The 23905-nt window shown below is 61.6% G+C and carries 21 protein-coding genes; 3 read left to right on the plus strand and 18 right to left on the minus strand.

The features are described 5' to 3' along the window. Nucleotides 1-15: 15 nt before the first annotated feature. The 9 genes from trpA to leuC form a co-directional block, all read right to left on the minus strand. On the minus strand, nt 16-822 hold the full coding sequence (gene trpA, locus AC1RQI_RS05410; protein WP_481903968.1) for a tryptophan synthase subunit alpha: 807 nt from the start codon (nt 820-822) through the stop codon (nt 16-18). 3 nt (nt 823-825) lie between these two features. Continuing rightward, on the minus strand, nt 826-2049 hold the full coding sequence (trpB, locus tag AC1RQI_RS05415; RefSeq protein ID WP_481903969.1) for a tryptophan synthase subunit beta: 1224 nt from the start codon (nt 2047-2049) through the stop codon (nt 826-828). Continuing rightward, nucleotides 2036-2674 carry a phosphoribosylanthranilate isomerase gene (locus tag AC1RQI_RS05420; protein WP_416634591.1) on the minus strand — a complete coding sequence of 213 codons (639 nt, stop codon included), beginning with the start codon at nt 2672-2674 and terminating at the stop codon, nt 2036-2038. Before AC1RQI_RS05420 ends, trpB begins: the two co-directional genes overlap by 14 nt. A 51-nt stretch (nt 2675-2725) precedes the next feature. Beyond that, entirely contained in the window at nt 2726-3568 is an 843-nt protein-coding gene (gene truA / locus AC1RQI_RS05425; RefSeq protein ID WP_481903970.1) for a tRNA pseudouridine(38-40) synthase TruA, read from the minus strand. 6 nt (nt 3569-3574) lie between these two features. Next, nucleotides 3575-6901 carry a FimV/HubP family polar landmark protein gene (locus AC1RQI_RS05430; protein WP_481903971.1) on the minus strand — a complete coding sequence of 1109 codons (3327 nt, stop codon included), beginning with the start codon at nt 6899-6901 and terminating at the stop codon, nt 3575-3577. 202 nt (nt 6902-7103) lie between these two features. After that, nucleotides 7104-8222, minus strand: a complete 1119-nt coding sequence (asd, locus tag AC1RQI_RS05435; protein ID WP_416634594.1) for an aspartate-semialdehyde dehydrogenase — start codon at nt 8220-8222, stop codon at nt 7104-7106. Between the two features lie 68 nt (nt 8223-8290). Next, nucleotides 8291-9376 carry a 3-isopropylmalate dehydrogenase gene (leuB, locus tag AC1RQI_RS05440; RefSeq protein ID WP_481903972.1) on the minus strand — a complete coding sequence of 362 codons (1086 nt, stop codon included), beginning with the start codon at nt 9374-9376 and terminating at the stop codon, nt 8291-8293. A 38-nt stretch (nt 9377-9414) separates the two neighbouring features. Beyond that, nucleotides 9415-10059: a 3-isopropylmalate dehydratase small subunit gene (gene leuD / locus AC1RQI_RS05445; protein WP_481903973.1), complete on the minus strand. Its 645-nt coding sequence runs from the start codon at nt 10057-10059 to the stop codon at nt 9415-9417. Between the two features lie 4 nt (nt 10060-10063). Beyond that, nucleotides 10064-11491 carry a 3-isopropylmalate dehydratase large subunit gene (leuC, locus tag AC1RQI_RS05450; protein WP_481903974.1) on the minus strand — a complete coding sequence of 476 codons (1428 nt, stop codon included), beginning with the start codon at nt 11489-11491 and terminating at the stop codon, nt 10064-10066. Nucleotides 11492-11746: 255 nt separating this feature from the next. Between leuC and AC1RQI_RS05455 the strand changes: the two genes are divergently transcribed. The 3 genes from AC1RQI_RS05455 (at nt 11747) to yghU (ending at nt 14122) form a co-directional block, all read left to right on the plus strand. Further along, nucleotides 11747-12634 (plus strand): LysR family transcriptional regulator, encoded by an 888-nt coding sequence (locus AC1RQI_RS05455; RefSeq protein ID WP_481903975.1) that lies wholly within the window; start codon nt 11747-11749, stop codon nt 12632-12634. Between the two features lie 101 nt (nt 12635-12735). Continuing rightward, nucleotides 12736-13134 carry a globin gene (locus tag AC1RQI_RS05460; RefSeq protein ID WP_416634599.1) on the plus strand — a complete coding sequence of 133 codons (399 nt, stop codon included), beginning with the start codon at nt 12736-12738 and terminating at the stop codon, nt 13132-13134. Between the two features lie 142 nt (nt 13135-13276). After that, nucleotides 13277-14122 carry a glutathione-dependent disulfide-bond oxidoreductase gene (gene yghU, locus AC1RQI_RS05465; RefSeq protein WP_481903976.1) on the plus strand — a complete coding sequence of 282 codons (846 nt, stop codon included), beginning with the start codon at nt 13277-13279 and terminating at the stop codon, nt 14120-14122. 21 nt (nt 14123-14143) lie between these two features. Here yghU and AC1RQI_RS05470 read toward each other — a convergent pair whose 3' ends face one another. The 9 genes from AC1RQI_RS05470 to AC1RQI_RS05510 are packed head-to-tail and all read right to left on the minus strand — an operon-like array spanning nt 14144 to nt 23746. Next, nucleotides 14144-15316: an MFS transporter gene (locus AC1RQI_RS05470; RefSeq protein WP_481903977.1), complete on the minus strand. Its 1173-nt coding sequence runs from the start codon at nt 15314-15316 to the stop codon at nt 14144-14146. Between the two features lies 1 nt (nt 15317). Next, on the minus strand, nt 15318-16427 hold the full coding sequence (gene aroC, locus AC1RQI_RS05475) for a chorismate synthase (protein ID WP_481903978.1): 1110 nt from the start codon (nt 16425-16427) through the stop codon (nt 15318-15320). A 5-nt stretch (nt 16428-16432) separates the two neighbouring features. Next, on the minus strand, nt 16433-17344 hold the full coding sequence (gene prmB / locus AC1RQI_RS05480) for a 50S ribosomal protein L3 N(5)-glutamine methyltransferase (protein ID WP_481903979.1): 912 nt from the start codon (nt 17342-17344) through the stop codon (nt 16433-16435). Between the two features lie 45 nt (nt 17345-17389). Beyond that, complete coding sequence (locus tag AC1RQI_RS05485) at nt 17390-18529, minus strand: patatin-like phospholipase family protein (RefSeq protein WP_416634604.1); 1140 nt, start codon at nt 18527-18529, stop codon at nt 17390-17392. A gap of 47 nt (nt 18530-18576) precedes the next feature. Then, entirely contained in the window at nt 18577-19467 is an 891-nt protein-coding gene (locus AC1RQI_RS05490) for an alpha/beta fold hydrolase (RefSeq protein WP_481903980.1), read from the minus strand. A gap of 3 nt (nt 19468-19470) precedes the next feature. Next, a complete protein-coding gene (locus AC1RQI_RS05495; protein WP_416634606.1) occupies nt 19471-19821 on the minus strand; it encodes a PilZ domain-containing protein in 351 nt (116 codons plus the stop codon). A 40-nt stretch (nt 19822-19861) separates the two neighbouring features. Beyond that, nucleotides 19862-20917, minus strand: a complete 1056-nt coding sequence (gene holB / locus AC1RQI_RS05500) for a DNA polymerase III subunit delta' (RefSeq protein ID WP_481903981.1) — start codon at nt 20915-20917, stop codon at nt 19862-19864. Next, nucleotides 20883-22898, minus strand: a complete 2016-nt coding sequence (locus tag AC1RQI_RS05505) for a transglutaminase TgpA family protein (RefSeq protein ID WP_481903982.1) — start codon at nt 22896-22898, stop codon at nt 20883-20885. Before AC1RQI_RS05505 ends, holB begins: the two co-directional genes overlap by 35 nt. Beyond that, nucleotides 22895-23746 carry a DUF58 domain-containing protein gene (locus AC1RQI_RS05510; protein ID WP_481903983.1) on the minus strand — a complete coding sequence of 284 codons (852 nt, stop codon included), beginning with the start codon at nt 23744-23746 and terminating at the stop codon, nt 22895-22897. The genes AC1RQI_RS05505 and AC1RQI_RS05510 overlap by 4 nt, the downstream gene beginning before the upstream one ends. Nucleotides 23747-23905: the final 159 nt, after the last annotated feature.

Raw genomic sequence — 23905 nt, forward strand, 5'->3', positions numbered from 1 at the left:
GAACTGTCCTCCGGCTCAGGGTGTATCCAGGCTGTCCCGCAGGGGCTTCACCAGGTCCTTCAGGGCCTGGTGCAATGATTCGCCGCCCTCGGGATGCCGGCCAATGCAGTCAACAATAACACTGCCCACGATAATAGCATCCGAAACGCGGCCTATGACGCCCGCCGTTTCCGCGTCGCGAATGCCGAAGCCCACACCAACCGGGAGTTCTGTCAGGCTCCGGATATGGGCAACCCTTTGTTCCACGGCCCCCGAATCAATACTCGCGGAACCGGTAACGCCCTTCAATGAGACGTAATACAGGTAACCACTGCTGTATTCGCCCATGCGGCGGATCCGTTCATCCGACGTGGTGGGTGATATCAGGAAGATCAGGTCCAGCCCCTGGGAGCGGAACGAAGACACCACGTCCCCGGCCTCCTCTGGCGGCAGATCCACCATAAGGACGCCATCCACGCCAGCCTCGGCTGCCCGTCTGGCAAAGGTATCATAGCCCATAGCCTCCACCGGATTCAGGTACCCCATGAGCACCACGGGGGTTTGGTCATCCGTTTCCCGGAACCGGCTCACCACAGACAGGACGTCGTGACTGGTGCAACCTTTTGCCAGCGCCCGTTCACAGGCACGCTGGATCACCGGCCCGTCGGCCATGGGATCCGAGAAGGGCATCCCAAGCTCGATCAGATCCGCCCCGGATTCCACCAGACTGTGCATAATCCGGAGGGTTTCTCCGATATCGGGATCACCCGCGGTAATATAGGGGATAAGCCCTTTGCGGCCCTGGTTACCCAGGGCATTGAGTCGCTGTTCGATTCGGCTCATGGGTTAGCGCCGCTCCACTTCGATGTTATCCATACGGGCGACGGTGTCGATGTCCTTGTCACCCCGGCCGGAAAGATTGATGACGATGGACTGGTCCGGGCGCATGGTGGGCGCCAGCTTGATTGCCCAGCCGATGGCATGGGCTGTTTCCAGGGCCGGCATAATGCCCTCCAGAGCCGTAAGGCGCCGGAAACCGTCCATCGCCTCGTCGTCGGTTACCGATACGTAGTTCACGCGGCCGGTATCCTTGAGCCAGGAGTGTTCAGGGCCTACCCCGGGATAGTCCAGCCCGGCGGAAACCGAATGGGTACCGGCGATCTGGCCGTAGTCATCCTCCATCAGGTAGGTCCGGTTGCCATGCAGCACACCTGGCCTGCCGGCACTCAACGGCGCGGCGTGCTGGCCGGTTTCAACCCCATGACCTCCCGCTTCAACACCGTACATTGTTACCGATTCGTCCCCCAGGAAGGGATGGAACAGCCCGATGGCATTGGAGCCACCGCCAACACAGGCGACCAGGGCATCAGGCAGCGCACCGTTTTTTTCCAGGCTCTGCTGGCGCGTTTCGCGACCGATCACGGACTGGAGATCCCGCACCAGCATCGGATACGGGTGGGGGCCCGCAACAGTGCCGATGATGTAAAACGTATCGTCAACATTGGTCACCCAGTCCCGGAGCGCCTCGTTCATGGCGTCCTTGAGCGTGCGGGTTCCGCCCTCAACCGCCTCGACCTCGGCACCCAGAAGTTTCATGCGGTAGACGTTGATGGCCTGCCGACGAACATCCTCGGCCCCCATATAAATCTTGCACTTGAGCCCCAGTCGGGCCGCCACCGTCGCGGTGGCCACTCCATGCTGACCGGCTCCGGTTTCCGCAATGACGCGCGGTTTGCCCAGAAACTTCGCCAGAAGCGCCTGGCCAATGGTGTTGTTCACCTTGTGGGCGCCGGTGTGACACAGATCCTCCCGCTTAAGCCAGATGGAAGCCCCGCCCAGCTCACTGCTCAATCGATCGGCGTGGTACAGCGGTGTGGGTCTGCCCACATAATCCGCCAGGTCCTTGTGGAACCGGGCCACAAACTCCGGGTCCTCCCGCAATCTGCGGTATTCACGCTCCAGGTGTTCCAGGGAATCGATCAGGGTCTCGGAGACAAAACGGCCACCATAGGCGCCAAAATGGCCCCGCGCGTCCGGACTATCCTTGATCTGTTGCTCAGTCAGTTTCATGGGTCAGGGTAACCTCCCGGACGAATTCATTGATGCGCTGAGGGCACTTGATGCCCGGCTCTGTTTCAACTCCGCCGCTGACATCCACAGCCCAGGGTTGTACGCGTTTTACGGCCTCGCCCACATTCGCCGCCGTGAGCCCCCCGGCCAGGATCAGTGGCAGGGAAGGGGTAGCGGGCAACCAATCCCAGTTGAACGTTTTCCCCGTACCACCGTAACGCTCGTGACTGTAGGCGTCGGCAAGCAGGCCGAACGCCTTATCATAGGTACTCTCAGCGGCCGTAACCACCCGGGAATCCCGAACCCTGACTGCGCGTATCCAAGGGTGTTGAAAACCGCTACAGAATGCCGCGGATTCATCACCGTGAAACTGGAGCAGGTCCAGTGGGACCTGCTCCAGGGCCGTCGCTACAAAATCCCTGGAGGCGTTCACAAACAGGCCCACCGTGGTAACGAACGGGGGTAATGCCCAGCGGATCCGCCGCGCCTGCTCAACCGAAACACAACGCGGGCTTTCCGGGTGGAATACCAGTCCGATAGCGTCCACACCCGCTTCAGCCGCCACCACGGCATCGTCCTCGCGGGTAATGCCGCAGACCTTGATTCGAGTACGGGGCAAGACCATCTCCTACGCCAAAAGGGAAAGAATAGCGCTCGCAGCGCTCCGTACCAAATCTCAGCCCTGGCTGGAAAGCCACCAGGGCCCAATTCGCGGCCTCGGGACGGGCACCGGGTCGGGGTACATTACGTCCACCAGGTAGAGCCCCTGGGGCGGCGCGGTGACTCCCGCATAACGGCGGTCCCGGTGACCAAGAACCTCCGCGACCCAATCCGGATGGCGCTCGCCCCGCCCAACGGCCATGAGTGTTCCCGCTATGTTGCGTACCATGTGGTGAAGAAAGGCGTTGGCGGTAACGTCCAGCACCAGGAATGGCCCTTCCCGGGAAACTGAAATCGCTTCAATACATCGCCACGGAGTATGGGCCTGGCATCCGGCAGCCCGGAAAGCAGAAAAATCCTGCTCCCCCAGGAGGTGTTCGGCAGCCTGCTGCATGGCGTCGCCCTCAAGGGGCATTCGCGTCCATGCAACCCGTTCGCGCAGCAACGCCGGCGGCGTCGGCGAATCCAGCATCAGGTACCTGTACCGTCGGGAGCGGGCGCTGAAACGCGCGCTGAACTCCGGGGCAACGCCTCCGCCCCAGTGAACGCGGATATCAGAGGGCAGTGCGCTATTAATGCCCAGCACCCAGGAGCGGATTGCCCGCGAGACACTGGTGTCAAAGTGGACCACCTGATAGCAGGCGTGCACGCCGGCGTCCGTGCGCCCGGCACAGACCGGCTCAACCGGTTCATTGGCCACCCTGGAGACAGCAGTGGCAAGGGTTCCACCTATGGTCCGCAGACTGCTCTTCTGATCCTGCCAGCCGTGAAAGTCACCGCCATCGTACTCAATCACCAGAGCGACCCGACCGGGCCCGGCCGTCACCGCTGTGGTCAGCTCAACCGGTTGTTGAAGCACAACAGATCAGAGTTCGCTGAGAAGCCGCTGGGCTTCCTGCTGTTGCTCGTCACTGCCTTCACGGGCCACTTCTTCGAGAATGTCCCGCGCACCGTCTGCATCGCCCATCTCGACATACGCTCTCGCCAGATCCAGCTTGGTGCCGGCTTCGTCGGTACCCTCCAGAAAATCAAACTCTTCATCGCTGGAGCTCGATGAGCTGGTTTCGTTCCCGGCGTCCATAGCGTCCGTTTCATCCTTCTGTTGCGCCCCGGGCGCCTGCTCTTGATCCCCTTCCAGTGCGGCCAGCTCCTCATCGGACAGCTCGCCTTCGGCGCCTATATCCTCAAGCTCTGAGTCCATCAGACCTTCCTCAAGCTGATCCGCAGGCGCTTTCTCGGTCTGCTCGGCGGGCTGCTCTGGTTGTTCGGGCTCCTCGCCCACCCCTTCCTGGGCAACCTCCTCGGCGAGTTCCAGGTCCTCATCCGAGACGTCAAGACTCAGGTCATCCAGCTCATCGTCACTGGCGGCCGACTCTGCTGATTCTTCCGAGACTGCTGTTGTTGACTCAGCGGATTCCTCGCTCTCGGATTCTTCTCCGGTAACCCGATCCAGCTCCGCATCCAGTTCTTCCAGAAAGGAGTCGTCAAAGTCCGAATCCGATGGTACCTCTGTGGAGGCCTGCTCTGGAGCTTCAGTTGATTCACTTGCGGGCTCCGCGCTGCCCACATCCATGTCGATGTCCAGGTCATCCAGCGTCAGGTCGGTATCCGCTTCCCCTTCCGCATCAGCTGTCTCCGTTGCAGACTCATCCCCGGTTTCCGCAGCAGCGCCTTCCGGTTCCTGTTCCGCGAGCTCGGCATCCAGTTCCGGCACCGCTTCGTCCCCTGACTCATCCAGCTCAAGATCGTCCACCGAAAAGCCGAGATCCGCTACATCCTCTTCCGTCTGCGTTGTCTCCGAGGCTTTCCCAGAGTCCGCCTCGGTGTGCTCCGCCTGTGAGGACTGCGAAGGTTTTTCATCCTCGCCCAGCTCAAAGTCAATGCTGTAATCATCAAGGTCGGGGCTTTGCTCCTCCCCGCTACCGGAACTGCCCTCGCCCGTTTCCGAATCACCGGATTCACTCAACAGGTCATCAGCGTCCTCAAGGGCGCTGAAATCAAAGGCCTCGTCTTCAAGCGAATCCACTTCGCTCGCCGACTCGCCTTCGTTGCCGGTTTCCATGGCACTGGTCTTCAGCTGCTCGGTCAGGTCCTCGATACTGACGTCCTGCTCACCGGCACTATCCAACTGGCCTCGCAACTCGTCAGCCTGCTGGATGGCCGCTTCATCACCGAGCTCGCTCAGCTCACGGTACTGTTTCTCGAAATGTTCGGACTCTCCCGTCTCCGCATAGATACCAAGCAGCTTCAGCCGCAGGTCCTTGCGTCCGGGCTCGGTGGCAATCGCCTGCTCCAGGTGGCGGGCTGCCTGCTCTTGGCGTCCATAGGCAAGATAGACGTCGGCTTCCGCCAGCGCGTCCTCACCATCCTCTTTCTCGGCGGGCGCTTCTTCATCCGGGGAGGAACCAAGATCAAGCACCTCCTCGCTGCTTTCGACGGGCGCCTCCGAGGTTTCCTGTACATCGCGCAGCTGCTCGTAGAAGGCCTGTTCCCGGGCCGCATTGCGCCGCGCCAGTCCCCACAAAAGGCCCAGCAAACCCAGACCCAGAACGCCGGCGCCAATCTGGTAACGGGGATCATTGATTACCCGTTGAAAAACCCCACTGAGGCTGGACGGGGCACCTTGCTCCTGTGTCGTCGGTTCAGGTGCCGGCTGCGCAGCACCATCACCCCCATCCGGCTCATTGCCGGACGCGGCGGCTGCTGCCGTTTCTGTTTCCTCATGATCGTCTTCACCAGACGCTTTGGTTGCGGACTTATCCGGTTTGGATTCGCCCTCAGCGGCTGCCTCCGGCTTGGACTCTTCAGATTTGGATTCAGCAGCTGTGCCAGCCGCATCCGTTACCTCTGACGCCTCCTGATCCTGAGCATTCTCCGAGCCTTGCTCAGTTGTGGGCGCATCGCCGTCACCACTATCGCCCTCATCCTTTCCCGCAGCCCCCGTATCACCGGACTGCTGGCTACCAGCCATGGTGACGTCACTGTCGCTGCTATCAGGCTCCTTGGTCTCTTCAGTGCTCGCCGTGTCACCGGAAGCTTGATCCTTTTCACGCGCCTCGGCGAGCTTCTGTTCCATCTCCGCCAGCTGATCGTCCTTCAGTTCGATCAGCTCTTTCATGGTTTTGAGCTGCTTTTCCAGGTCTTTCAACCGGCTCGAGAGTTCCTCCCGATCCCGTTCCGCCCGATCCAGCTCCTCCAGGGCAGCGGTCAGGCGCTCATCCCCTTCACCGTCGCCCATACCGGCCACGGTGCCGCCCCCGTTTTGCTGCTCTCCTTCTGCCGTCAGAATCCGCAGTTCATCCTCTCCCCCTTCGCTGCCGGATTCAGGCCCGGACGATGCCTTCCTTTCAGAGGACGACGATTGGGCCGCCGTTTCGTCCGACTCGCTGGCCGAAGGCGCGGGGGCCGCCTGCGCGCGACGCTGGCTGGCCTTCTGGTGGCGCTGATTCTGAGCTTTAACCTGTTGATACGCCTCCTGCTTTGAGCGAGAACGCATCGCCTCCTCAGAGGGGATCCGTAAGACACGACCACGGCGCAACTGGTTAATGTTGTTGTTGGCAAAGGCGTCTGGGTTGGCCTCCTGAATAGCCAGCATCACCTGATGCCGACTCAGGTCACTGGACGAGCTGACTTCCCCGGCAATCCCCCAAAGGGTGTCATCGGCGCCTGTGGGGCCGTATTCACGAGGGGCTGCGGTTTCTGAGCTTGCCCCTGAAGTCTGCTGCGTTTCCTCCCGCTCACGGGCACGCCCATCACCGGTACCGGCGTCCGATGCGACCGTCTGCTGTCCCTCGTTGCGGGAGGGCGGATCCACCAGGAATGAGTATTCGCGCAGCAGACGTCCGTTCGGCCAGGTTACTTCCACCAGGAAGCTCAGAAACGGCTCCCGGATGGGCCCCTCAGAGGTGACGTTGATTCGGTAACCGCCATCGGTTTCGACCAGTTCAAACGTCAGGTCCCGAAGCACATCCATCCGGCGTAGTCCGGCTCGCTCAAAGTCCGACTCCGGCGCCAGGGACACCTGGATCTGGTCCGCGGAAAGATCGCCCGGCTCGCTAAGCTCAATCTGGGCCCGAAGCGGTTCGTTCAGGTTTGTCAGTATCCGACCTTCGCCCATCCCGAGCGCCTGTGCCAGACCTGATCCAAGCCCGCCCGCCAGGGCGAGCGCCACCGCCAGTTTGCGTACTCTCATGCCGTATCCTTTCCCGTTCTCGTCAGGCAGCTCGCCGCGGTTCCCCGCGTCGATTAAGGAAATCCACCTGTAATTATGAAGTTAAGCGGAAGTATTGTTGATAAACGCGAATTACGCAATAAATGACCGGGCACAGGAAGCACCCGGTTGGCGGGAATACGCCCCGGTTCGCGCCAACCCGGGGCGCCGCAGCGTCCCGGAATCACCCATCACGTTCAAGCAGAATGGTCAGCATCCGGCGCAGTGGCTCGGCCGCGCCCCACAGCAGCTGATCGCCAACCGTGAAGGCGTTAAGGTATTCCCCGCCCATGGCCAGCTTGCGCAAACGGCCCACGGGCACGCTCAGCGATCCCGTTGCATAAGCGGGACTGAGCTTTTCCATGCTGGGCTGCTGCTCATTGGGGACGACCTCGCACCAAGGGCTGTGAGCCTGCAGCATGGCCTCTATTTCCGAAAGTGGAACGTCCTTGCGAAGCTTGATCGTCAGCGCCTGACTGTGACTGCGCATCGCCCCCACGCGCACGCAGGTCCCGTCAATCGGCACGGGGTTGTCCGAGCGCCCCAGGATCTTGTTGCTTTCGGCGCCCGCCTTCCATTCCTCCTTGCTCTGCCCCGAGGGCATGGGCTTATCGAGCCAGGGGATCAGGCTTCCGGCCAAGGGCACGCCGAAGTTCTCCTTGGGGAACTCGCCACTGCGCATGGTTGTGGTCACCTGCCGGTCAATCTCCAGTATTGCGGAAGAGGGATCCGCAAGCAGGTCGGAAACCGCGCCGTTGAGCGCCCCCATCTGATCCAGAAGCTCACGCATGTGTTTTGCACCGGAGCCCGACGCGGCCTGGTAGGTCATGGGACTGACCCATTCCACCAGATCCTGTTCAAAGAGAGCCCCGATTCCCATCAGCATGAGGCTGACGGTGCAGTTACCACCAATAAAATCAAGCTGGCCGGCATCCAGGGCCCGGTCAATCACCTGGCGATTCACGGGGTCCAGGACGATGACGGAATCGTCCTCCATCCGCAGGGCGGAAGCGGCATCAATCCAATAACCGTTCCAGCCGGCCTTGCGCAGCGGGCCATAGACCTCATTGGTGTAGTCGCCTCCCTGGCAGGTGACAATGACGTCCATGGCGCGCAGCTCATCAATATCCCGGGCATCCTTCAGCGGCGGCGCCTCCTTGCCAAAATCCGGCGCCGGCTGCCCAGCCTGGGATGTGGTGAAGAACACCGGCTCAATCCCGGCGAAATCATTCTCTTCCTGCATCCGCTGCATCAGCACGGACCCAACCATGCCACGCCAGCCAACCAGACCTACTCGCTTCATTGTGCCGCCTCTGTTTTCAATGTACTGGGTTTCTGCCCGGAGCCTACCCCGTGACGCCCGGTGCGTTGCTACAGGTATGTGTCCAGGGCTGCAAGAACCGCCTCGCCCATCGCACGGGTACCAACCAACCGTGTCCCCTCGAAATGGATATCCGGTGTTCGGAGCCCTTGTTCGAGCACATCCTGTACAGCCCTCTCAATCGCCGCTGCTGCCGCCTCCATGCCAAAGCTGTAACGCAGCATCATGGCACTGGAAAGGATGGTCGCCAGGGGATTGGCCTTATCCTCACCAGCAATATCAGGTGCCGACCCATGGCAGGGCTCGTACATCCCCTGTTTGCTTGCATTCAGCGCGGCCGACGGCAACATCCCGATGGAACCGGTTAACATGGCCGCCTCGTCTGACAGGATATCACCGAACATATTACCGGTGACAATCACATCGAACTGATTCGGGTCGCGAACCAGTTGCATGGCGGCGTTATCCACGTACATGTGGCTCAGTTCAACATCCGGGTACTCCGCTGCCAGCTCCTCCATAATGCGGCGCCACAGGACAGTCACTTCGAGCACATTCGCCTTGTCGATGGAGCACAGCCGCTTATTGCGCTGGCGCGCCGATTCGAACGCCACTCTGGCGATACGGCGGATCTCCGACTCATTGTAGCGGTACGTATTAAACCCTTCGCGCTCACCGTTCTCAAGGGTCTCGGTGCCGCGGGGCTGGCCGAAATAGATACCGCCCGTGAGCTCACGCACAATCAGAATGTCCAGTCCACCCACGACCTCCGGCCGAAGGCTGGAGGCCTCCGCCAGCTGGGGATACAGAAAGGCGGGACGCAGGTTGGCGAACAGACCCAGACCGGAGCGCAACCCCAGGAGCCCTTTCTCGGGCCGCTGCGCCATGGCCAGGTTGTCCCATTTGGGACCACCAACGGCCCCCAGCAGGATCCCGCCGGCCTCACGCGCCCTTTCCATGGTCTCATCCGGAAGGGGACTGCCGGTGGCATCTATGGCCGCCCCACCCACTGGTGCCTCATCAAAACTCAACCCCAGGGACAGGCGTTCATTAACGCGCGCAAGAACGGCACTGGCCTGTTCAATAATGTCAGGGCCAATACCATCACCCGGGAGAAAAAGTACGTTCTGTGTCATGACGTCGTATCCTGGCTATACAATCTTGGGTTGCCGGCTCAACCGGTCGGGAAAAGCCACGGCGCTTCCTGCCTGCGCCGCTGCTCGTAGGCCCTGATGGCGTGCGCATCCTCCAGCGTTACGCCAATATCATCAAGTCCGTTGAGCAGGCAGTGCCGGCGAAACTCATCCACCTCAAAGCTGTAGGTGGTGCCATCCGGCGTGGAAACGGTCTGGCTTTCCAGATCCACGGTCAACGCATAGCCCTCGTTTGCCTCCACGGCCTGGAACAAAGCGTCAACCTCTTCTTCTTTCAAAACAACCGGTAACAGCCCATTCTTGAAGCAGTTGTTGTAGAAGATGTCGGCAAAACTCGGCGCTATGATCGCCCGGAAACCAAAGTCGTCGAGGGCCCAGGGCGCATGCTCGCGGCTCGAGCCGCAACCGAAATTTGCCCGTGTCAGCAGCACACTCGCCCCCTGATAACGCGTTTGATTCAGGACAAAATCCGGATTCAGGGGCCGCTGGCTGTTGTCCTTACCCGGTTGCCCCTCGTCCAGATACCGCAACTCATCGAACAGGTTGGGGCCGAAGCCGGTACGCTTGATGGATTTGAGGAACTGCTTAGGAATGATCATGTCAGTGTCGACATTGGACCGATCCAGCGGCGCCACCACTCCAGTGTGTTTGGTGAATGATTTCATCGTCTCACCCTGCCCTGTCGTAATACTCGGAAATGTCCACGAAGTGGCCGTGAATGGCCGCGGCAGCCGCCATTGCGGGGCTTACCAGGTGCGTACGCCCACCAAAACCCTGCCGACCCTCGAAATTGCGGTTGGAGGTCGAGGCACAATGCTCGCCTTCTCCCAGCTGGTCCGGGTTCATGCCAAGGCACATGGAACAGCCCGGTTCACGCCACTCAAAGCCGGCTTCGATGAAGATCCGGTCCAGCCCCTCTTTTTCGGCCTGGGCCTTCACCATGCGGGAGCCGGGCACAACCATCGCCTGCGTGAGCGTGGAGGCAACCGTCTGCCCCCTCACAATGGCAGCCGCCTCGCGCAGATCCTCGATCCGGGCATTGGTGCACGAGCCGATAAAGACTCGGTCAAGGGTGATCCCCGTCATCGGTGTATTCGGTTCAAGCCCCATATATTTCAGCGCACGCTCCATGCCCTCACGCTTGATGGGATCCGACTCATTCGCCGGGTCCGGAACCCGATCCCCGACATTGGTCACCATCTCCGGCGAGGTTCCCCAGCTCACCTGGGGTTCAATCTCGGCCGCATCCAGATAGACCACTTTATCGAATTCGGCGTCCTCGTCGCTCTTGAGCTCCCGCCAGGCGGTCACGGCCCGATCCCACATCTCACCCTTGGGCGCCATGGGGCGATCCTTCACGTACTCGATGGTTTTATCATCAACCGCCACCATGCCGGCACGCGCGCCTGCTTCAATGGACATGTTGCACATGGTCATGCGCGCCTCCATCGACAGGCTCCGGATTGCCGACCCCGCGTACTCAATGGCATACCCGGTCCCGCCTGCGGTGCCGATCTTACCGATGATCGCCAGCATCACGTCCTTACCGGTAATGCCCGGCTTCAGCTCACCATCCACCTGAACCAGCATATTCCGGGACTTCTGCTGCACCAGGCACTGGGTCGCCAGAACATGCTCCACCTCGGAAGTGCCGATACCGTGTGCCAGGGCCCCGAAAGCGCCATGGGTGGAGGTGTGAGAGTCTCCGCACACCACTGTCATGCCCGGCAGGGTCGCGCCCTGTTCAGGCCCGATCACATGCACGATGCCCTGGCGCTGGTCGTTCATGCCGTACTCGACAATGCCGAACTCATTGCAGTTGTTATCCAGGGTCTGGACCTGCGTCCGCGAAACCGGGTCGGCTATGCCTTCAACACCGTTTTCACGCCCTGTGGTGGGTACGTTGTGGTCAACCGTTGCCAGGTTGGCATCAATCCGCCAGGGCTTGCGTCCAGCCAAACGCAGCCCCTCAAACGCCTGCGGTGATGTCACCTCATGCAGCATGTGGCGATCGATGTAGATCAGGCAGGAGCCGTCGGCACGCTCCTTGACCAGGTGGGCGTCCCACAGTTTGTCGTACAATGTCTTGCCACTCATGGTCGTTACTCCCCTTGCGAGCGGACATGGCCAGCCGAATACGGGCTGGTGATCGTTTGACCGATTTACCGATAATGGTACAGACTCCGTTCAGATCACTTCAATTCATGTTTTTCCTTTCGGGGATTCTTAATAAGAATTCGATAATGCGGCGCAATGACTGGTGCTCCCATCAGCGGGGCTTCTATATGGCCAATACACCGCGCCAGTCAACAAAGGTGTCCCGCGTAAGGAGTGACAGACTGGAGACCCTGTATGGACACCCAATCACTGATCGCCTTCACCACCGTCATCGACACCGGCTCTTTCTCCGAAGCCGCCGACGCACTCCATCTCACCCAATCCGCGGTCAGTAAACGCATCGCCACACTCGAACACCAGAGTGGCCGCGCATTGATCGAACGTAACGGCCGGAGTCTGAGACTCACCGATGCGGGCAACGCTTTGCTGCCGCACGCCCGTAAAGTGCTGGATGAACTGCATAACGCACGGGAATCACTCCTCGAGCTCGACAAGCGCCTGCATGGCCCCTTGTCGCTGATCACCAGTCATCACATTGGCCTGCACCATCTCCCCGGCTGGCTGCGTTCCCTGCAACAGCTTCATCCCGAACTGACCTTCCATCTGCAGTTCCTGGAATCCGAGCAGGTTTTCCAGCAGCTCCACCAGCATGACGCGCCCCTGGCCTGGGTCACCCTGAACCCCCGGATCATGGAGCGCTTTCAGGTCTGGTTTGCCTGGGAAGATCCCATGAGTTTTGTCTGCGGACGGGATCACCCTCTGGCGCGTCAAGAGCCGTCCGGGCTTGCGGAGATTGCGGACTACCAGGCCATCCTGCCGGCCAGCAATACCGAGACCTACCGCGTGGTCTCACATCGGTTTCTGGAGCAAGGGATGGCGCTTGATGCCCAGATGCCAACCAACTACCTGGAAACCATCAAGATGATGACCAGCGTGGGTCTGGGCTGGTCCGTACTGCCGAACACAATGCTCGACGATACACTGGTCACTCTGGATGTTTCCGAGCCGATCACACGCATGTTGGGCGCGATCGGCATCCGTGGCCGGGAACCGGGCAAGGCGGCCCGGACACTGATCCAAACCGTCCGGGATCATCCCCAGCAGGCGGCAGTTACTGGATAACCAAGATTCTGGCGCCGACAGGAGGGGAACCGCTGTTCCGTGAGCACCGGAGTGGTTTATACTCCCGGACTTTATGCACGGTATAATAGTCAGAGGATTGTATGGACAGCTCTGAAGTCGAAGCGGTATTCCAGAGTTATGGGCGCGTCTGCAGGGACGAACAGTTCTTTATTGATTTCTACGACTTCTTCATGAACAGCTCCCAGACCATCAAGGACCAGTTCCTTGAAACGGATATGAAGCAGCAGCGCCACCTGCTGCGGAACGGGATCATGCAATTGATTCTCTATGCGCGCGGCATGCCGGATACCAAGCTGCAACAGCTGGGCAGGAGCCACTCCAGGAACGGTTACGCCATTGCGCCCGAATGGTATTCAATATGGCTTGATGCCCTTATGCAGGCGGTCAAAAAGCACGATCCGGAGTACACCCCGGAGCTGGAGGCGCAATGGCGCCGTGTCCTGAAGCCGGGGATTGACCTGATCTGCAACGCCTACTAATAGCGCTTCCGGCCCCGCCGGGAGCAAACGGTTCCGTCCGCTGCGCCCCCTGATCGCCGACACCGATGCGTGGCATACTGCCACCGCACCGTCAGCGTTTCACGCAACGCTGGCTCCAACAAGGCTGCAAAGGGTCCCGATCATGAGCGACAACGGCTATACACCACCCAGAGTCTGGAAATGGGAAGACGCCAACGGGGGGCGCTTCGCCAGCATCAACCGCCCGACTGCCGGCCCCACCCATGACAGGGAACTGCCTGTGGGCCAACATCCGATCCAGCTCTATTCGCTGGCCACGCCCAACGGTGTCAAGGTAACGGTCATGCTGGAGGAGCTGCTGGAAGCCGGGCACACCGGTGCGGATTACGATGCCTGGCCCATCAGCATCCTGGAAGGCGAGCAGTTCAGCAGCGGTTTCGTCGCCCTGAACCCCAACTCCAAGATCCCGGCCATGATGGATCATGACCAGGACCCGCCGCTGCGCGTGTTCGAATCCGGCAACATCCTTCTTTACCTGGCCGAAAAATTCGGCGCCTTTCTTCCAGGCGATGTCCATGGCCGAACGGAAACGCTGTCATGGCTGTTCTGGCAGATGGGCATGGCGCCGCTGCTTGGTGGTGGTTTCGGTCACTTCTATGCCTATGCGCCGGAATACTATGAATACCCGATCAACCGCTTCACCCTGGAAGTAAAGCGCCAGCTTGATGTCCTCAACAGGCAGCTGGCGGACAACCGCTACATCGCGGGTGATGCGTACACCATCGCGGACATGGCGATCTGGCCCTGGTACGGCGCGCTGGTGAAGAACAAGGTGTATGATGCCGCCGAATTCCTTGAGGCGCACAGCTACACCAATGTGGTCCGCTGGGCCGACGAGGTTGCGGAGCGACCAGCGGTGAAACGGGGTCGTATCGTTAACAAGACCTGGGGCGAAGACGACGCCAGGCTCCCCGAGCGCCACGACGCCAGCGATTTCGACAACCTCTGAAATGCCAAAGGCGGCCCCTGGTTACTGGCCGGCGTACGCCCGTTGCGGCGCTGGCCGCATCCACAGCCAGGCGGCCGCCAGCCCTATGAGCATGGCAATAGCGCCACCGTAAAAGGCGCTCACTGTGCTTTCCCACTCCACGAGCAGGCCGGAAAGCCAGGCGCCGGTGGCCCCTCCCGCACCATACGTCAGTCCGCTGTAAAGGGCCTGGCCCTGCCCCTGGTGTCCTTCTCCGAACTGCAGCCGGATGTAGTGCACGGATGCGGCGTGCAGGGCGGCGTAGGAGGCCGCATGCAACAACTGGGCTCCGAGAAGGATCCAGAGGAACTGCGAGAATTCGGCGATCACCAGCCAGCGCAGGGCCGTCAGGGCCGCCGCACAGAGCATGATGGCCCGCATCGGATAGGCGGCCAGCACCCGGTGCATCACCAGAAACAGCCCCACCTCCGCCAACACACCCAGTGCCCAGAGTGCCCCGGTGCTGATCTTGGCATAGCCCAGCTGTTCGAGATGGATGGAGAAAAAGGTGTAGTAAGGACCGTGACTGGCCTGGAGCATGAAGTTCAGGATGAAGAAGGACCAGACCTCGGGCCGCTTCAGGATGGCCGTGACCGAGCCATGATGGGGACGCCTCCGGGCACTGGGCTCGTCATGCACCAGCAGTGAGGCTATGAAGAGCCCCGCAAAAAGCGGCACTACAAGCCAGGGCATAACACGGACCGGCATGTGATCCAGCGCTGCGCCAAAACCAGCGACCGACAGGATGAACCCCACCGACCCCCAGAGCCGGACCCGACCATAGCGCCGGGAGCTGGTACCCAGATTGTGAAGGGTGATGACCTCGAACAGCGGCAATACCGCGTTCCAGAAGAAGCTGAAGGACAGCATCACCACCATCAGGCCCCAGAAGGCCGGCCGCAGCAGTGCAAAGCTGAAACACACCAGCGCCATCAGGGCACCGAAGCGGATCAGGCGCAATCGCCGGCCGGTTCGGTCCCCCAGCCATCCCCAGAGGTTGGGCGCAACGATCTTGGTGCCCTGCAGGGTCGCCATGAGCAGGGCGATCTCGATGTAGGCGAAGCCCTGATCTTCCAGGTACAGCGCCCAATAGGGCATGAAAACGCCCAGGGCCGCGAAGAACCAGAGGTAGAGGTTGGAAAGGCGCCAGTAAGCACCCGCCTCGGACGCCGCCATATCAGCCCCCCTGCTGACGGCGTACCTTCTCGATGTCCGGCGTATCCACCCGCACGTCCGCGTTCTGGCCCCGGTGACGCAGGTAGTGGTCCATGACCACGATGGCCATCATGGCTTCGGCAATGGGCGTAGCCCGGATGCCAACGCAGGGATCGTGGCGCCCGGTGGTCACGACCTCAACGGGATTGCCTTCCACATCAATCCCCTGCCCCGGCAACCGGAGGCTGGACGTGGGCTTGAGCGCCAGGCTCGCCACCAGGGGCTGCCCGGAGGAAATGCCGCCCAGCACGCCCCCCGCGTTGTTGGAAAGAAAGCCATCGGGCGTCATCTCATCCCGGTGCTCGGTCCCCTTCTGGCTGACACTGTCAAACCCAGCGCCAATCTCCACACCCTTAACGGCGTTGATGCTCATCAGCCCCTTGGCCAGATCCGCGTCCAGGCGATCGAACACCGGTTCGCCCAGCCCCGGGATAAGCCCATCTGCTTCCACGCGGATCCGGGCCCCAACGGAATCCCCTTCCTTGCGGAGTTGATCCATATAGGCTTCCAGTTCCGGCACTTTTTCGGGCTCGGCACAGAAAAAGGCATTCTCATGCACTGCGGACCAGTCGCTCACGCCCAGTTGCATAGGGCCAAGCTGGGTCATGCAGCCCCGGATACGAATGCCCTTCTGCTCCAGAAAGGCACGGGCAATGGCGCCGGCCGCCACGCGCATGGCGGTCTCACGGGCCGAGGAACGGCCGCCGCCACGATAATCCCGAATGCCGTACTTGTGCCAGTAGCTGTAGTCCGCGTGGGCCGGGCGGAACTGGTCCTTGATCTGAGAGTAGTCCTTAGAGCGCTGATCCGTGTTCTCGATCAACAAGCCAATAGGAGCACCGGTGCTGACGCCCTCGAATACCCCGGACAACACCCGTACCTCATCCGGCTCACGCCGTTGGGTGGTATGGCGGGACGTACCAGGGCGCCGGCGGTCCAGATCCGCCTGGATCATCTCCGCGGACACCGGCACGCCTGGCGGGCAGCCGTCCACAATGCAGCCCAGGGCCGGCCCATGACTTTCGCCAAAGGTGGAAACGCTGAAGAGTGTTCCAAAGGAGTTGCCAGACATGGGAGCTATCCGTTCAGCAGGGGCGCCGCCTGCGCCAGTGTTTGCGCGTCGACCACGAAGACCCCGTGACCGCCGTTTTCCATCTCGATCCAGGTGAAGGGCAGACCCGGGAAAGCTGCCCCCAGGGCGGGTTGACTGTTGCCCACTTCGCCCACAAGAACCCCATCCTCCGAAAGGTACCCCGGTGCCTCGCGCAGGATCCGGCGCATCAGAGCCAGGCCGTCATCCCCGGCCGCCAGCCCCAGTTCCGGTTCGTGCCGGTATTCCGGCGGCAGCGAGGCCATATCGCCAGCATCCACGTATGGCGGATTCGCCAGGATCAGATCATAGGGGCCTTCGAGCCCTGCGAACAGATCCGAGGCAACAGCCTGCACCTGGTCCTCCAGGCCATAGCGCTTGATATTGCGTTCGGCTACTTCAATAGCGCCCGCTGAGACCTCGCCCAGCTCCACGCGCGCCCCCGGAAACACATGGGCGGCCGCAACGCCAATGCAACCACTGCCGGCACACAGGTCCAGAATGCGCTCAACAGGGCGGCCGGCCAGCCAGGGCTCACCTTCGGATGCCAAGAACTCGCCGATGGGCGAGCGCGGGATCAGGACCCGTTCATCCACATGGAAGGGCAAGCCCATGAAAAACGCTTCGCCGGTCAGATAAGGCACCGGCACCCGGTCGCGGACACGGCGCTCGATGCGTTCCAGCAGCCGCTCGCGTTCGGAGGTTGTCAGCCGCGCGTCCAGGAACTGGACATTATCAGTCATCGGCAGGTTCAGGGTCTGCATCAGCAGCTGGACCGAATCATCCCAATGGCTGTCGGTGCCGTGGCCACACCATACATCCGCCTCGGCGAACCGAGACACCGCATAGCGCAACCAGTCGCGCACGGTTTCCAGTTGTTCAATAACCTCGGTGCTCACCCAATTCTCCCGGCGATTGGCCTGTTAAACGCGACAGTATACCAGTTATTGGCGGCTGGATCCCGGGATCCGCGGCTCCCCCTTGCCCGCGTTGCGGTGATCCGCCAGGGCATCCTCCGCCAGCATGCGGCCCAACTGGATCAACTCAGGCGCACGGTGGTAATCAAACGAGCGGCACACGTGCTTGGGAAAGTTGATCAGGATATCCGGCGGGTAGCCGGCGATCTTGTAGCGGGTCAGCGAGTCCTGCATGGTCTCGATGGCCAGGTTCATCACATCAAACTTGCCGAGCCCCAGCTCCTGGAGGCTCACCGAGCGCGCATCATCATCGCCATTATCGGCATCCCCGGTTTGCTGGGCATGCCGCTTCTGGACCTCGGCCAGGGCCTGCTCCTCACTGCTGGCGCGACCACGCCGCCGTGGCCCGCCCTCCTGATTGTCCCAGTCAAACCAGCGAGCAGCCCGTTGCTTGAGTTTATCAAGCCACTCATCCGGTGAGGCCTCGGCCTCTTCCGCGGGATCCACGCCTGCTTCAGCCGCCACCTCTGCCGCGGCCTCGGCCGCCGCCTGCTCCTGCTCACGCTCACGGGCTCCCCATTCATCGACGGGCGGCAGATTGGCGTAGCGTTTATCATTGCCGCTGAGGTTCACTGCCATGACGAGATCCGCATTAACCGCCACGGTGGGGATAATCGGCAAGGGGTTGAGCAAACCGCCATCCACCAGCACACGTCCCTGCAGCATTACCGGCGTAATCACACTCGGGATCGCTGTGGATGCGCGCACGGCCTGATGCAAAGGGCCCTCCTGGAACCAGACCTCCTGGTGCGCCAACAGGTCCGTGGTGACCGCGGTGTACGGAATGGGCAGATCCTCGATGCGGGTGTCGCCAAGCATCTCCTGGACCACACCAAAGACCTTCTCCCCGCGGATCGCGCCGGGCGAGCCCAGTGAAAAGTCCAGAAGGCGCAACAGTTGAAGCTGATCCAGCCCCGTCACCCAGTCCTTGTACGCATGCAGCTTGCCAGCGGCGTACATACCGCCAATGAGCGCGCCCATGCTGGCGCCCGAGATGGCAACAATATTGTAGCCCTGCTCCCTCAGTACTTCGATCACACCGATGTGCGCGTACCCCCTGGCACCCCCACTTCCGAGCACCAGGGCCACAGTCTGTGATTCATTCATTGCCGGTTCCCCTCAGCCATTCATCCATAAAGGGACAATGGATACGGTCAGCGTTCATTACAAGGGAAGCGACCTTGCAGCCACCCAAGGCACCGGCTGGCAAGCGCTTCCACATCGGCATCCAGATGGCAGTGATGGCTTCCTTCCACATCCATCACATCCAGAGCGCTGATCTTTGAAAGACGCTGCTCTGACCATTCCGGCTTGAAGGTCGCCATACCGTGACTGGCCCTTATCAACAGCGTGGGAGCCGCAATCGCTGCCAGATAGGCCTGAACCTCGTCCTCATCCAGACGGTGCATGGAGGGATAGCGCAAGCGTGCATCCGTATTCCACCGCCAGCCCTCCTGATCCGGTTCCAAACCTCTGGGAACGATGCATTCAGCTGCTGCGCGCGAAAGCGGGAGGCGGCCTTTCATGCGGGCCTGAATCGCCTCATCAAGGCTTGCATACCGGGGGGGCTCGCCACGGCTGCCCTGGCGTACGCGTTCCACGGCCTTGTTGAGCTGAGCCGGGAAAGACGCCGCATCACCCGTGACCGGCCCCATACTGTCCACAAGGATCAGGGATCCGACCCGGTCCGGCACGGCTACCGCGAGAAGGCTGGCAACAATGCCGCCCAGCGAGTGACCCAGGAGGATCACGTCTTCTTCAGCCCCCACACCATCGAACAGCGGTGCCAGATCGCGCACATAGTCGAGCAACTCATAACTGGCGCCGGGCGGTCTGTGGAAGGAGTGGCCATGACCAGGCAGATCCACGGCCAATACGCGGTAATCGGCCGCAAGGGCCGGGCCCAGCCGACTGAAGCTGGCAGCATTGTCCAGCCAGCCGTGAAAAGCGATGATCAATGGCGAGGACGGCTCCCCCCAGCCCAGTGCTCCCAGGGAGCCGGCAGGAACGTCCAGTGTCAGTGTCTCGGCTGCCTGTGTGGCCATTGATTACATGGTATGGGTCGGGCGGTCTGAATCCAGGGAACCAGCCAGGTAGGTTTCAATCTTGGTGCGCGCGGTCTCGTCGTCACCGTTGAACTGGACGCCCACACCAGCGGCGCGGTTGCCCTGCGCCCCCTTGGGAGTGACCCAGACGACCTTGCCGGCAACGGGAATCTTCTCGGGTTCATCCATGAGGTTAAGCAGCAGGAATACCTCATCGCCCATGCGATAGTTCTTCTGGGTCGGAATGAACAGGCCACCATTGCGAACAAAGGGCATGTAGGCGGCATACAGCACCGCCTTATCCTTGATGGTCAGCGTCATGATACCGCTGCGTGCGCCGATTCCAGGACCCATGTTTCTCCCGTTAACTTGCCGGTTGCGTTGTTTCGCCAGTCTAGCGGCTCATAGCGGATTTGGCATCCCCCGAGCGACGCATCAGCTGGCACCAGAGTTCCAGGACGCCAATCAGTTCCAGCTCGGGATTCACGTTGTAGTCCAGGCCACGGCGGACGTCCATGATGGCCTCATGGATGGCGGTCAGCTCCGACGGGTGCCGCCGCCCAGCCAGGAACCGGAGCATCGGCGCCGCCTCCCCATCGGCAACGGCCTCTGGATCCGCCCCGGCCCGCGCCAGGTCAAGCGCCCACCCCTGAAGCAGATCAAGCGCTTCCATCAGCGGCATGGCCAGGAAGGGTTTCACCGCCTCTGACCGCGTAATCTCGGCCTTGAGGGCTTGTTGCAGGGCCTTCAGACACTGGGCCCGCTGCTCGGGCCGGTTTGCCTCAAGAAGGCGCACTGCCTCCAAGGGGGCACCACCAGCCCAGCGCAGTGCCTGGTCCAGAGCCGGGGTATCGTCTGAGCGATGCTGTGCCAACCACTGCCTTGCTTCGGCGGTCGTTGGCGCCTCCACCCGAAGCACCTGGCAGCGGGAACGGATAGTGGGCAGCACCGGCTGCCCTTCGCGCTGCAGTACCAGGACAAAGGTATCGGCAGGTGGCTCCTCGAGCGTTTTGAGCAGCGCGTTCGCGGCATTCAGGTTCAACTGGTCCGCACGCTCAATCACCGCGACCTTACGGCGCGCCACCTGAGGGCTCTCCATGACGAAACGACCAAGTGCCCGAACCTGATGAATGCGGATGTAGCGCGACTGATCCGTGGGCAGCAGCCGACGCGCATCAAGATGGCCCTCGCCCGCCATGAGAAGGCATTGCTTGCACTCACCACAGGCCCTGGCGTATCCGCTGTGCGCCACCGGCGCTTCACACAAAAGCAGGGAAGCCAGTGACACCGTCAGCTGGCGCTTGCCCACGCCGGCAGGTCCCAACAGCATGAGCGCATGGGGGAATCGCCCCTCCTGGAAGCGCTGGGCCAGCTGGGCATAGGCATCCGATTGCCAGGGCCAGGGAGCAAAGGCATCACTCTGCAGCGGCAGTGTTTCCGGTTCGGCCATGGGGTTTCCGTTTTCGGATTGCGTTCATAAGACGGCGCGCCCGGATGAGATCCCGGTTCGCGAGCTGTTCAGGTGCGTAGAAAGCGCGTTGCAGTAATGCGCCCAGGGCCCGGATATCCGCTTCCCGCCCCGGGCAAGCCCGTTCCGCCGCTGTCACCTGCGCGGCCAGGGTCTGGTTCCGGCCCGCTCCCGCATTGCGGGATTCAAGCCAGCGACACCACCGATCATACAGCTGGTACCAGGGGTCGCGGAAGTGACGGCGGCGGGCGCGCAGCAGCGAGAACCCGACACCCGCCATAATCAGAACGGCGACCAGTACGGCGGTTATCACGCCCAGCATTCGCCGGTCGATATCACCCGGCAGCTTTCCCAGAAGCGAGAGCTGCGTCTGCCCTTCATAGCCAACCACCCAGCGCTGCCAATAATAGCTGGCCGCATCCAGGCGCAGGCGCACCCAGTTGATCCAGTCCACATCCGCATAGCGGTTCATGGAAAAAGGATTTTCCGCCAGAAAGTCATCCTCGCCGCCCATGGCCTCACGCAGCCCGTTTTCGATCCGCTCGGGCGCAATCATGGCCGTGGGATCAAGGCGCACCCAGCCACGCCCTGGCAGCCAGGCCTGTACCCAGGCATGGGCATCATACTGGCGAACGATCAGGTATTCATTGTCAACGCCCGATTCGCCGCCGAGATAGCCGGTAACAATCCGTGCCGGAATGTCCGCTGTCCTGAGCATAAAGGCCAGAGCGCTGGCGTAATGCTCACAGAAGCCTTCCCGGGTCTCGAACATCAGCGCATCCACGGTGTCCGAGTCACCCAGGTCCTCCGGCTGTAACGTATAATGGAATGGTTGCTGGTTGAAGTGCTGCATCAACCGTCGAACCAGCTGCTCCCGGTCATCAGCCCTGCGGCGCTGTTGCAGGACCCATTGCCGGGTACGTTCATTAGTACTCCCGGGAAGCCGGGTGTAGAACTGGCGCTCGGATTTGGAGAGGGGTGGCGTCGGCTCTTCCCCATCGAGCCTCATGCGGTAACGCCTGCGGGTATCCACGCTGCGCTGGAACCGGACCATGCCGTTCCCGTTCAGCGTGACGTTGGCGGACGCCGGCACCGAATCCGCCAGCGCAAATCCCCAACGCCGGCCATGGGGTTCCAGCATCACCTCATACGCATCCGCCCCCAGCTCACCGGCCGAGGCGTCCGCCGGCACCTTCGAAATGCCACGCTGCTGTTTCTTCTCGCGCCTGTCCCAGCGCTGACCATCAAACCGGTCAAGCACCAGCGCCTGCCAGTAGCGCTCACCCGGCGCCGGCGTTTCTCCCCCGAAGGTCACCCGGAACGCCGGGTCATCGTTCTGCACCAGACGGCTCATGCCACCGGGCTCGAGGCTGTCGCTCAAGCCGGTCATCCCCTGCTCCGAGACCAATGGCACGCTCCACAGGGGACCAATGCGGGGAAAGAAGATAAAGAGCACGACCACGACCGGAAGCATCTTCACGAAGACCAGAGCCGAACGCTTCATGGCCTCCCGGCCCAAGCCCTGGACACGACCGCCCAGCGCCATCTGCAGTCCGGTAAACAGCAGGAACAGGCTGGCCAGCAGGGCCCCGGCCCAAAGCATGGACTGATGGAAGAGCAGCGTGACCACGGCCAGATAGCACTGGGTGAAGAACAGAATGAACAGGTCCCGGCGGCGCCCCAGTTCCAGCCATTTCAGGGCCGCTGTGAGCACAAGAAAGGAGGCGGCGGTATCCACCGTGTACTGTCCCTGGTAATACAACCAGAATGCGGAGACACTGGCCACCGCCAGAACGCCCAGCCAGAATGGGCGCGCCCCACGGTTACCGCGGCGCTGCAGGAGCCAGCCCGTAACAGCCGCCGCCAAGGCGCCCAGTGACAACCACAAGGGCAGTCGTTGCACCTGCGCCAACAGAATCAGGCCAAAAGCGGCCATCCATGGATCCAGGTGATGGCGTGTCATGCCTGAACCTCCTGATAGCCGAAGCCAGCCAGACGGTTCCGGCACGCCTGATCATGACGCTCCCCGGTATCCGGTTCGATTGTGCTCCCGGGTAACCTCAGACCATAAGGTTGCCCTTGCTCACTCAATCGCCCAACGTACCAGGCCAGATAGCTCAGCCGCAGTTCCCTGTCCGCCCCGGGGAACTGCTCCCAGTCCAGCCAGCGCGGATCCGCAGGGGGTGTATCCCAGTCCATTACCACCAGTTGGCCGCTGCGGGCGAAGCGCTTCCAGCTGATGCGCCTGAGTGAGTCCCCCTGGCGATAGGGTCTGAGCCAGATATCCGTATCGCCCTTGGCGGCATTCAAGGTGGTCTCACCTTCCGCCGCCTCGGCATCGCCAGAGGCCTCGAACGGTGGCGGAGTCACCGGTCGGGGGCTTGCCAGCCCCGGGGTTGCCGGGCGGAACCAGGTCCAGGCCCGGATCAGCCCGAAGGGAAAATCCGTCTCCACCCGGACGGAAGGCAGCTTCTGGGGGCCCCGCTGGTGCGTGCCAACGGGGAGCACCACCACACGCCCTTCCCCGGTTTCCAGGCTGACCGTGACCGGCTCCCCGCCATCAACCCGGAGCTGCAGTGCTGCCCTTGGGCGATGCTCTTGATCCGTAATGCGCACCGCCATGGGCAGGCTGTCCCCGGCCACGCATTCGCCAGCACGCACCAGGCTCAGGTGCAGCCCTTCCAGATTGCGATAGGTCTGGAAGATCGTGCCGTAGAGCAGCGCTCCCAGGATAAAAGTGAACAGATAGATCAGACTGTTCTGGTAATTGATGCCCGTCAGCAGGGCGATCCCCAGAACCCCAACGAACATCAGGCCCTCCCTTGTTGGGAGGACAAAAATGTTACGCCGCCCGGGCCGATAGTCATCCGCGCGTGGGATGCGCCGGTTCACCCACCGGCGCCAGGGTATTGTTACAATCGAGCCGGCCATTTGACCCCTGTCACGCCTGTTTACGAAGGCTCACGCTTA

It is taken from the genome of Salicola sp. AFF1 (genome assembly GCF_056783195.1).

What these genes read in the sequence shown, in the direction of transcription:
- trpA (WP_481903968.1), bottom strand. Translation starts at nt 822, where the DNA reads ATGAGCCGAATCGAACAGCGACTCAATGCCCTGGGTAACCAGGGCCGC.
- trpB (WP_481903969.1), bottom strand. Translation starts at nt 2,049, where the DNA reads ATGAAACTGACTGAGCAACAGATCAAGGATAGTCCGGACGCGCGGGGC.
- AC1RQI_RS05420 (WP_416634591.1), bottom strand. Translation starts at nt 2,674, where the DNA reads ATGGTCTTGCCCCGTACTCGAATCAAGGTCTGCGGCATTACCCGCGAG.
- AC1RQI_RS05430 (WP_481903971.1), bottom strand. Translation starts at nt 6,901, where the DNA reads ATGAGAGTACGCAAACTGGCGGTGGCGCTCGCCCTGGCGGGCGGGCTT.
- asd (WP_416634594.1), bottom strand. Translation starts at nt 8,222, where the DNA reads ATGAAGCGAGTAGGTCTGGTTGGCTGGCGTGGCATGGTTGGGTCCGTG.
- leuB (WP_481903972.1), bottom strand. Translation starts at nt 9,376, where the DNA reads ATGACACAGAACGTACTTTTTCTCCCGGGTGATGGTATTGGCCCTGAC.
- leuD (WP_481903973.1), bottom strand. Translation starts at nt 10,059, where the DNA reads ATGAAATCATTCACCAAACACACTGGAGTGGTGGCGCCGCTGGATCGG.
- leuC (WP_481903974.1), bottom strand. Translation starts at nt 11,491, where the DNA reads ATGAGTGGCAAGACATTGTACGACAAACTGTGGGACGCCCACCTGGTC.
- AC1RQI_RS05455 (WP_481903975.1), top strand. Translation starts at nt 11,747, where the DNA reads ATGGACACCCAATCACTGATCGCCTTCACCACCGTCATCGACACCGGC.
- AC1RQI_RS05460 (WP_416634599.1), top strand. Translation starts at nt 12,736, where the DNA reads ATGGACAGCTCTGAAGTCGAAGCGGTATTCCAGAGTTATGGGCGCGTC.
- yghU (WP_481903976.1), top strand. Translation starts at nt 13,277, where the DNA reads ATGAGCGACAACGGCTATACACCACCCAGAGTCTGGAAATGGGAAGAC.
- AC1RQI_RS05470 (WP_481903977.1), bottom strand. Translation starts at nt 15,316, where the DNA reads ATGGCGGCGTCCGAGGCGGGTGCTTACTGGCGCCTTTCCAACCTCTAC.
- aroC (WP_481903978.1), bottom strand. Translation starts at nt 16,427, where the DNA reads ATGTCTGGCAACTCCTTTGGAACACTCTTCAGCGTTTCCACCTTTGGC.
- AC1RQI_RS05485 (WP_416634604.1), bottom strand. Translation starts at nt 18,529, where the DNA reads ATGAATGAATCACAGACTGTGGCCCTGGTGCTCGGAAGTGGGGGTGCC.
- AC1RQI_RS05490 (WP_481903980.1), bottom strand. Translation starts at nt 19,467, where the DNA reads ATGGCCACACAGGCAGCCGAGACACTGACACTGGACGTTCCTGCCGGC.
- AC1RQI_RS05495 (WP_416634606.1), bottom strand. Translation starts at nt 19,821, where the DNA reads ATGGGTCCTGGAATCGGCGCACGCAGCGGTATCATGACGCTGACCATC.
- holB (WP_481903981.1), bottom strand. Translation starts at nt 20,917, where the DNA reads ATGGCCGAACCGGAAACACTGCCGCTGCAGAGTGATGCCTTTGCTCCC.
- AC1RQI_RS05505 (WP_481903982.1), bottom strand. Translation starts at nt 22,898, where the DNA reads ATGACACGCCATCACCTGGATCCATGGATGGCCGCTTTTGGCCTGATT.
- AC1RQI_RS05510 (WP_481903983.1), bottom strand. Translation starts at nt 23,746, where the DNA reads ATGTTCGTTGGGGTTCTGGGGATCGCCCTGCTGACGGGCATCAATTAC.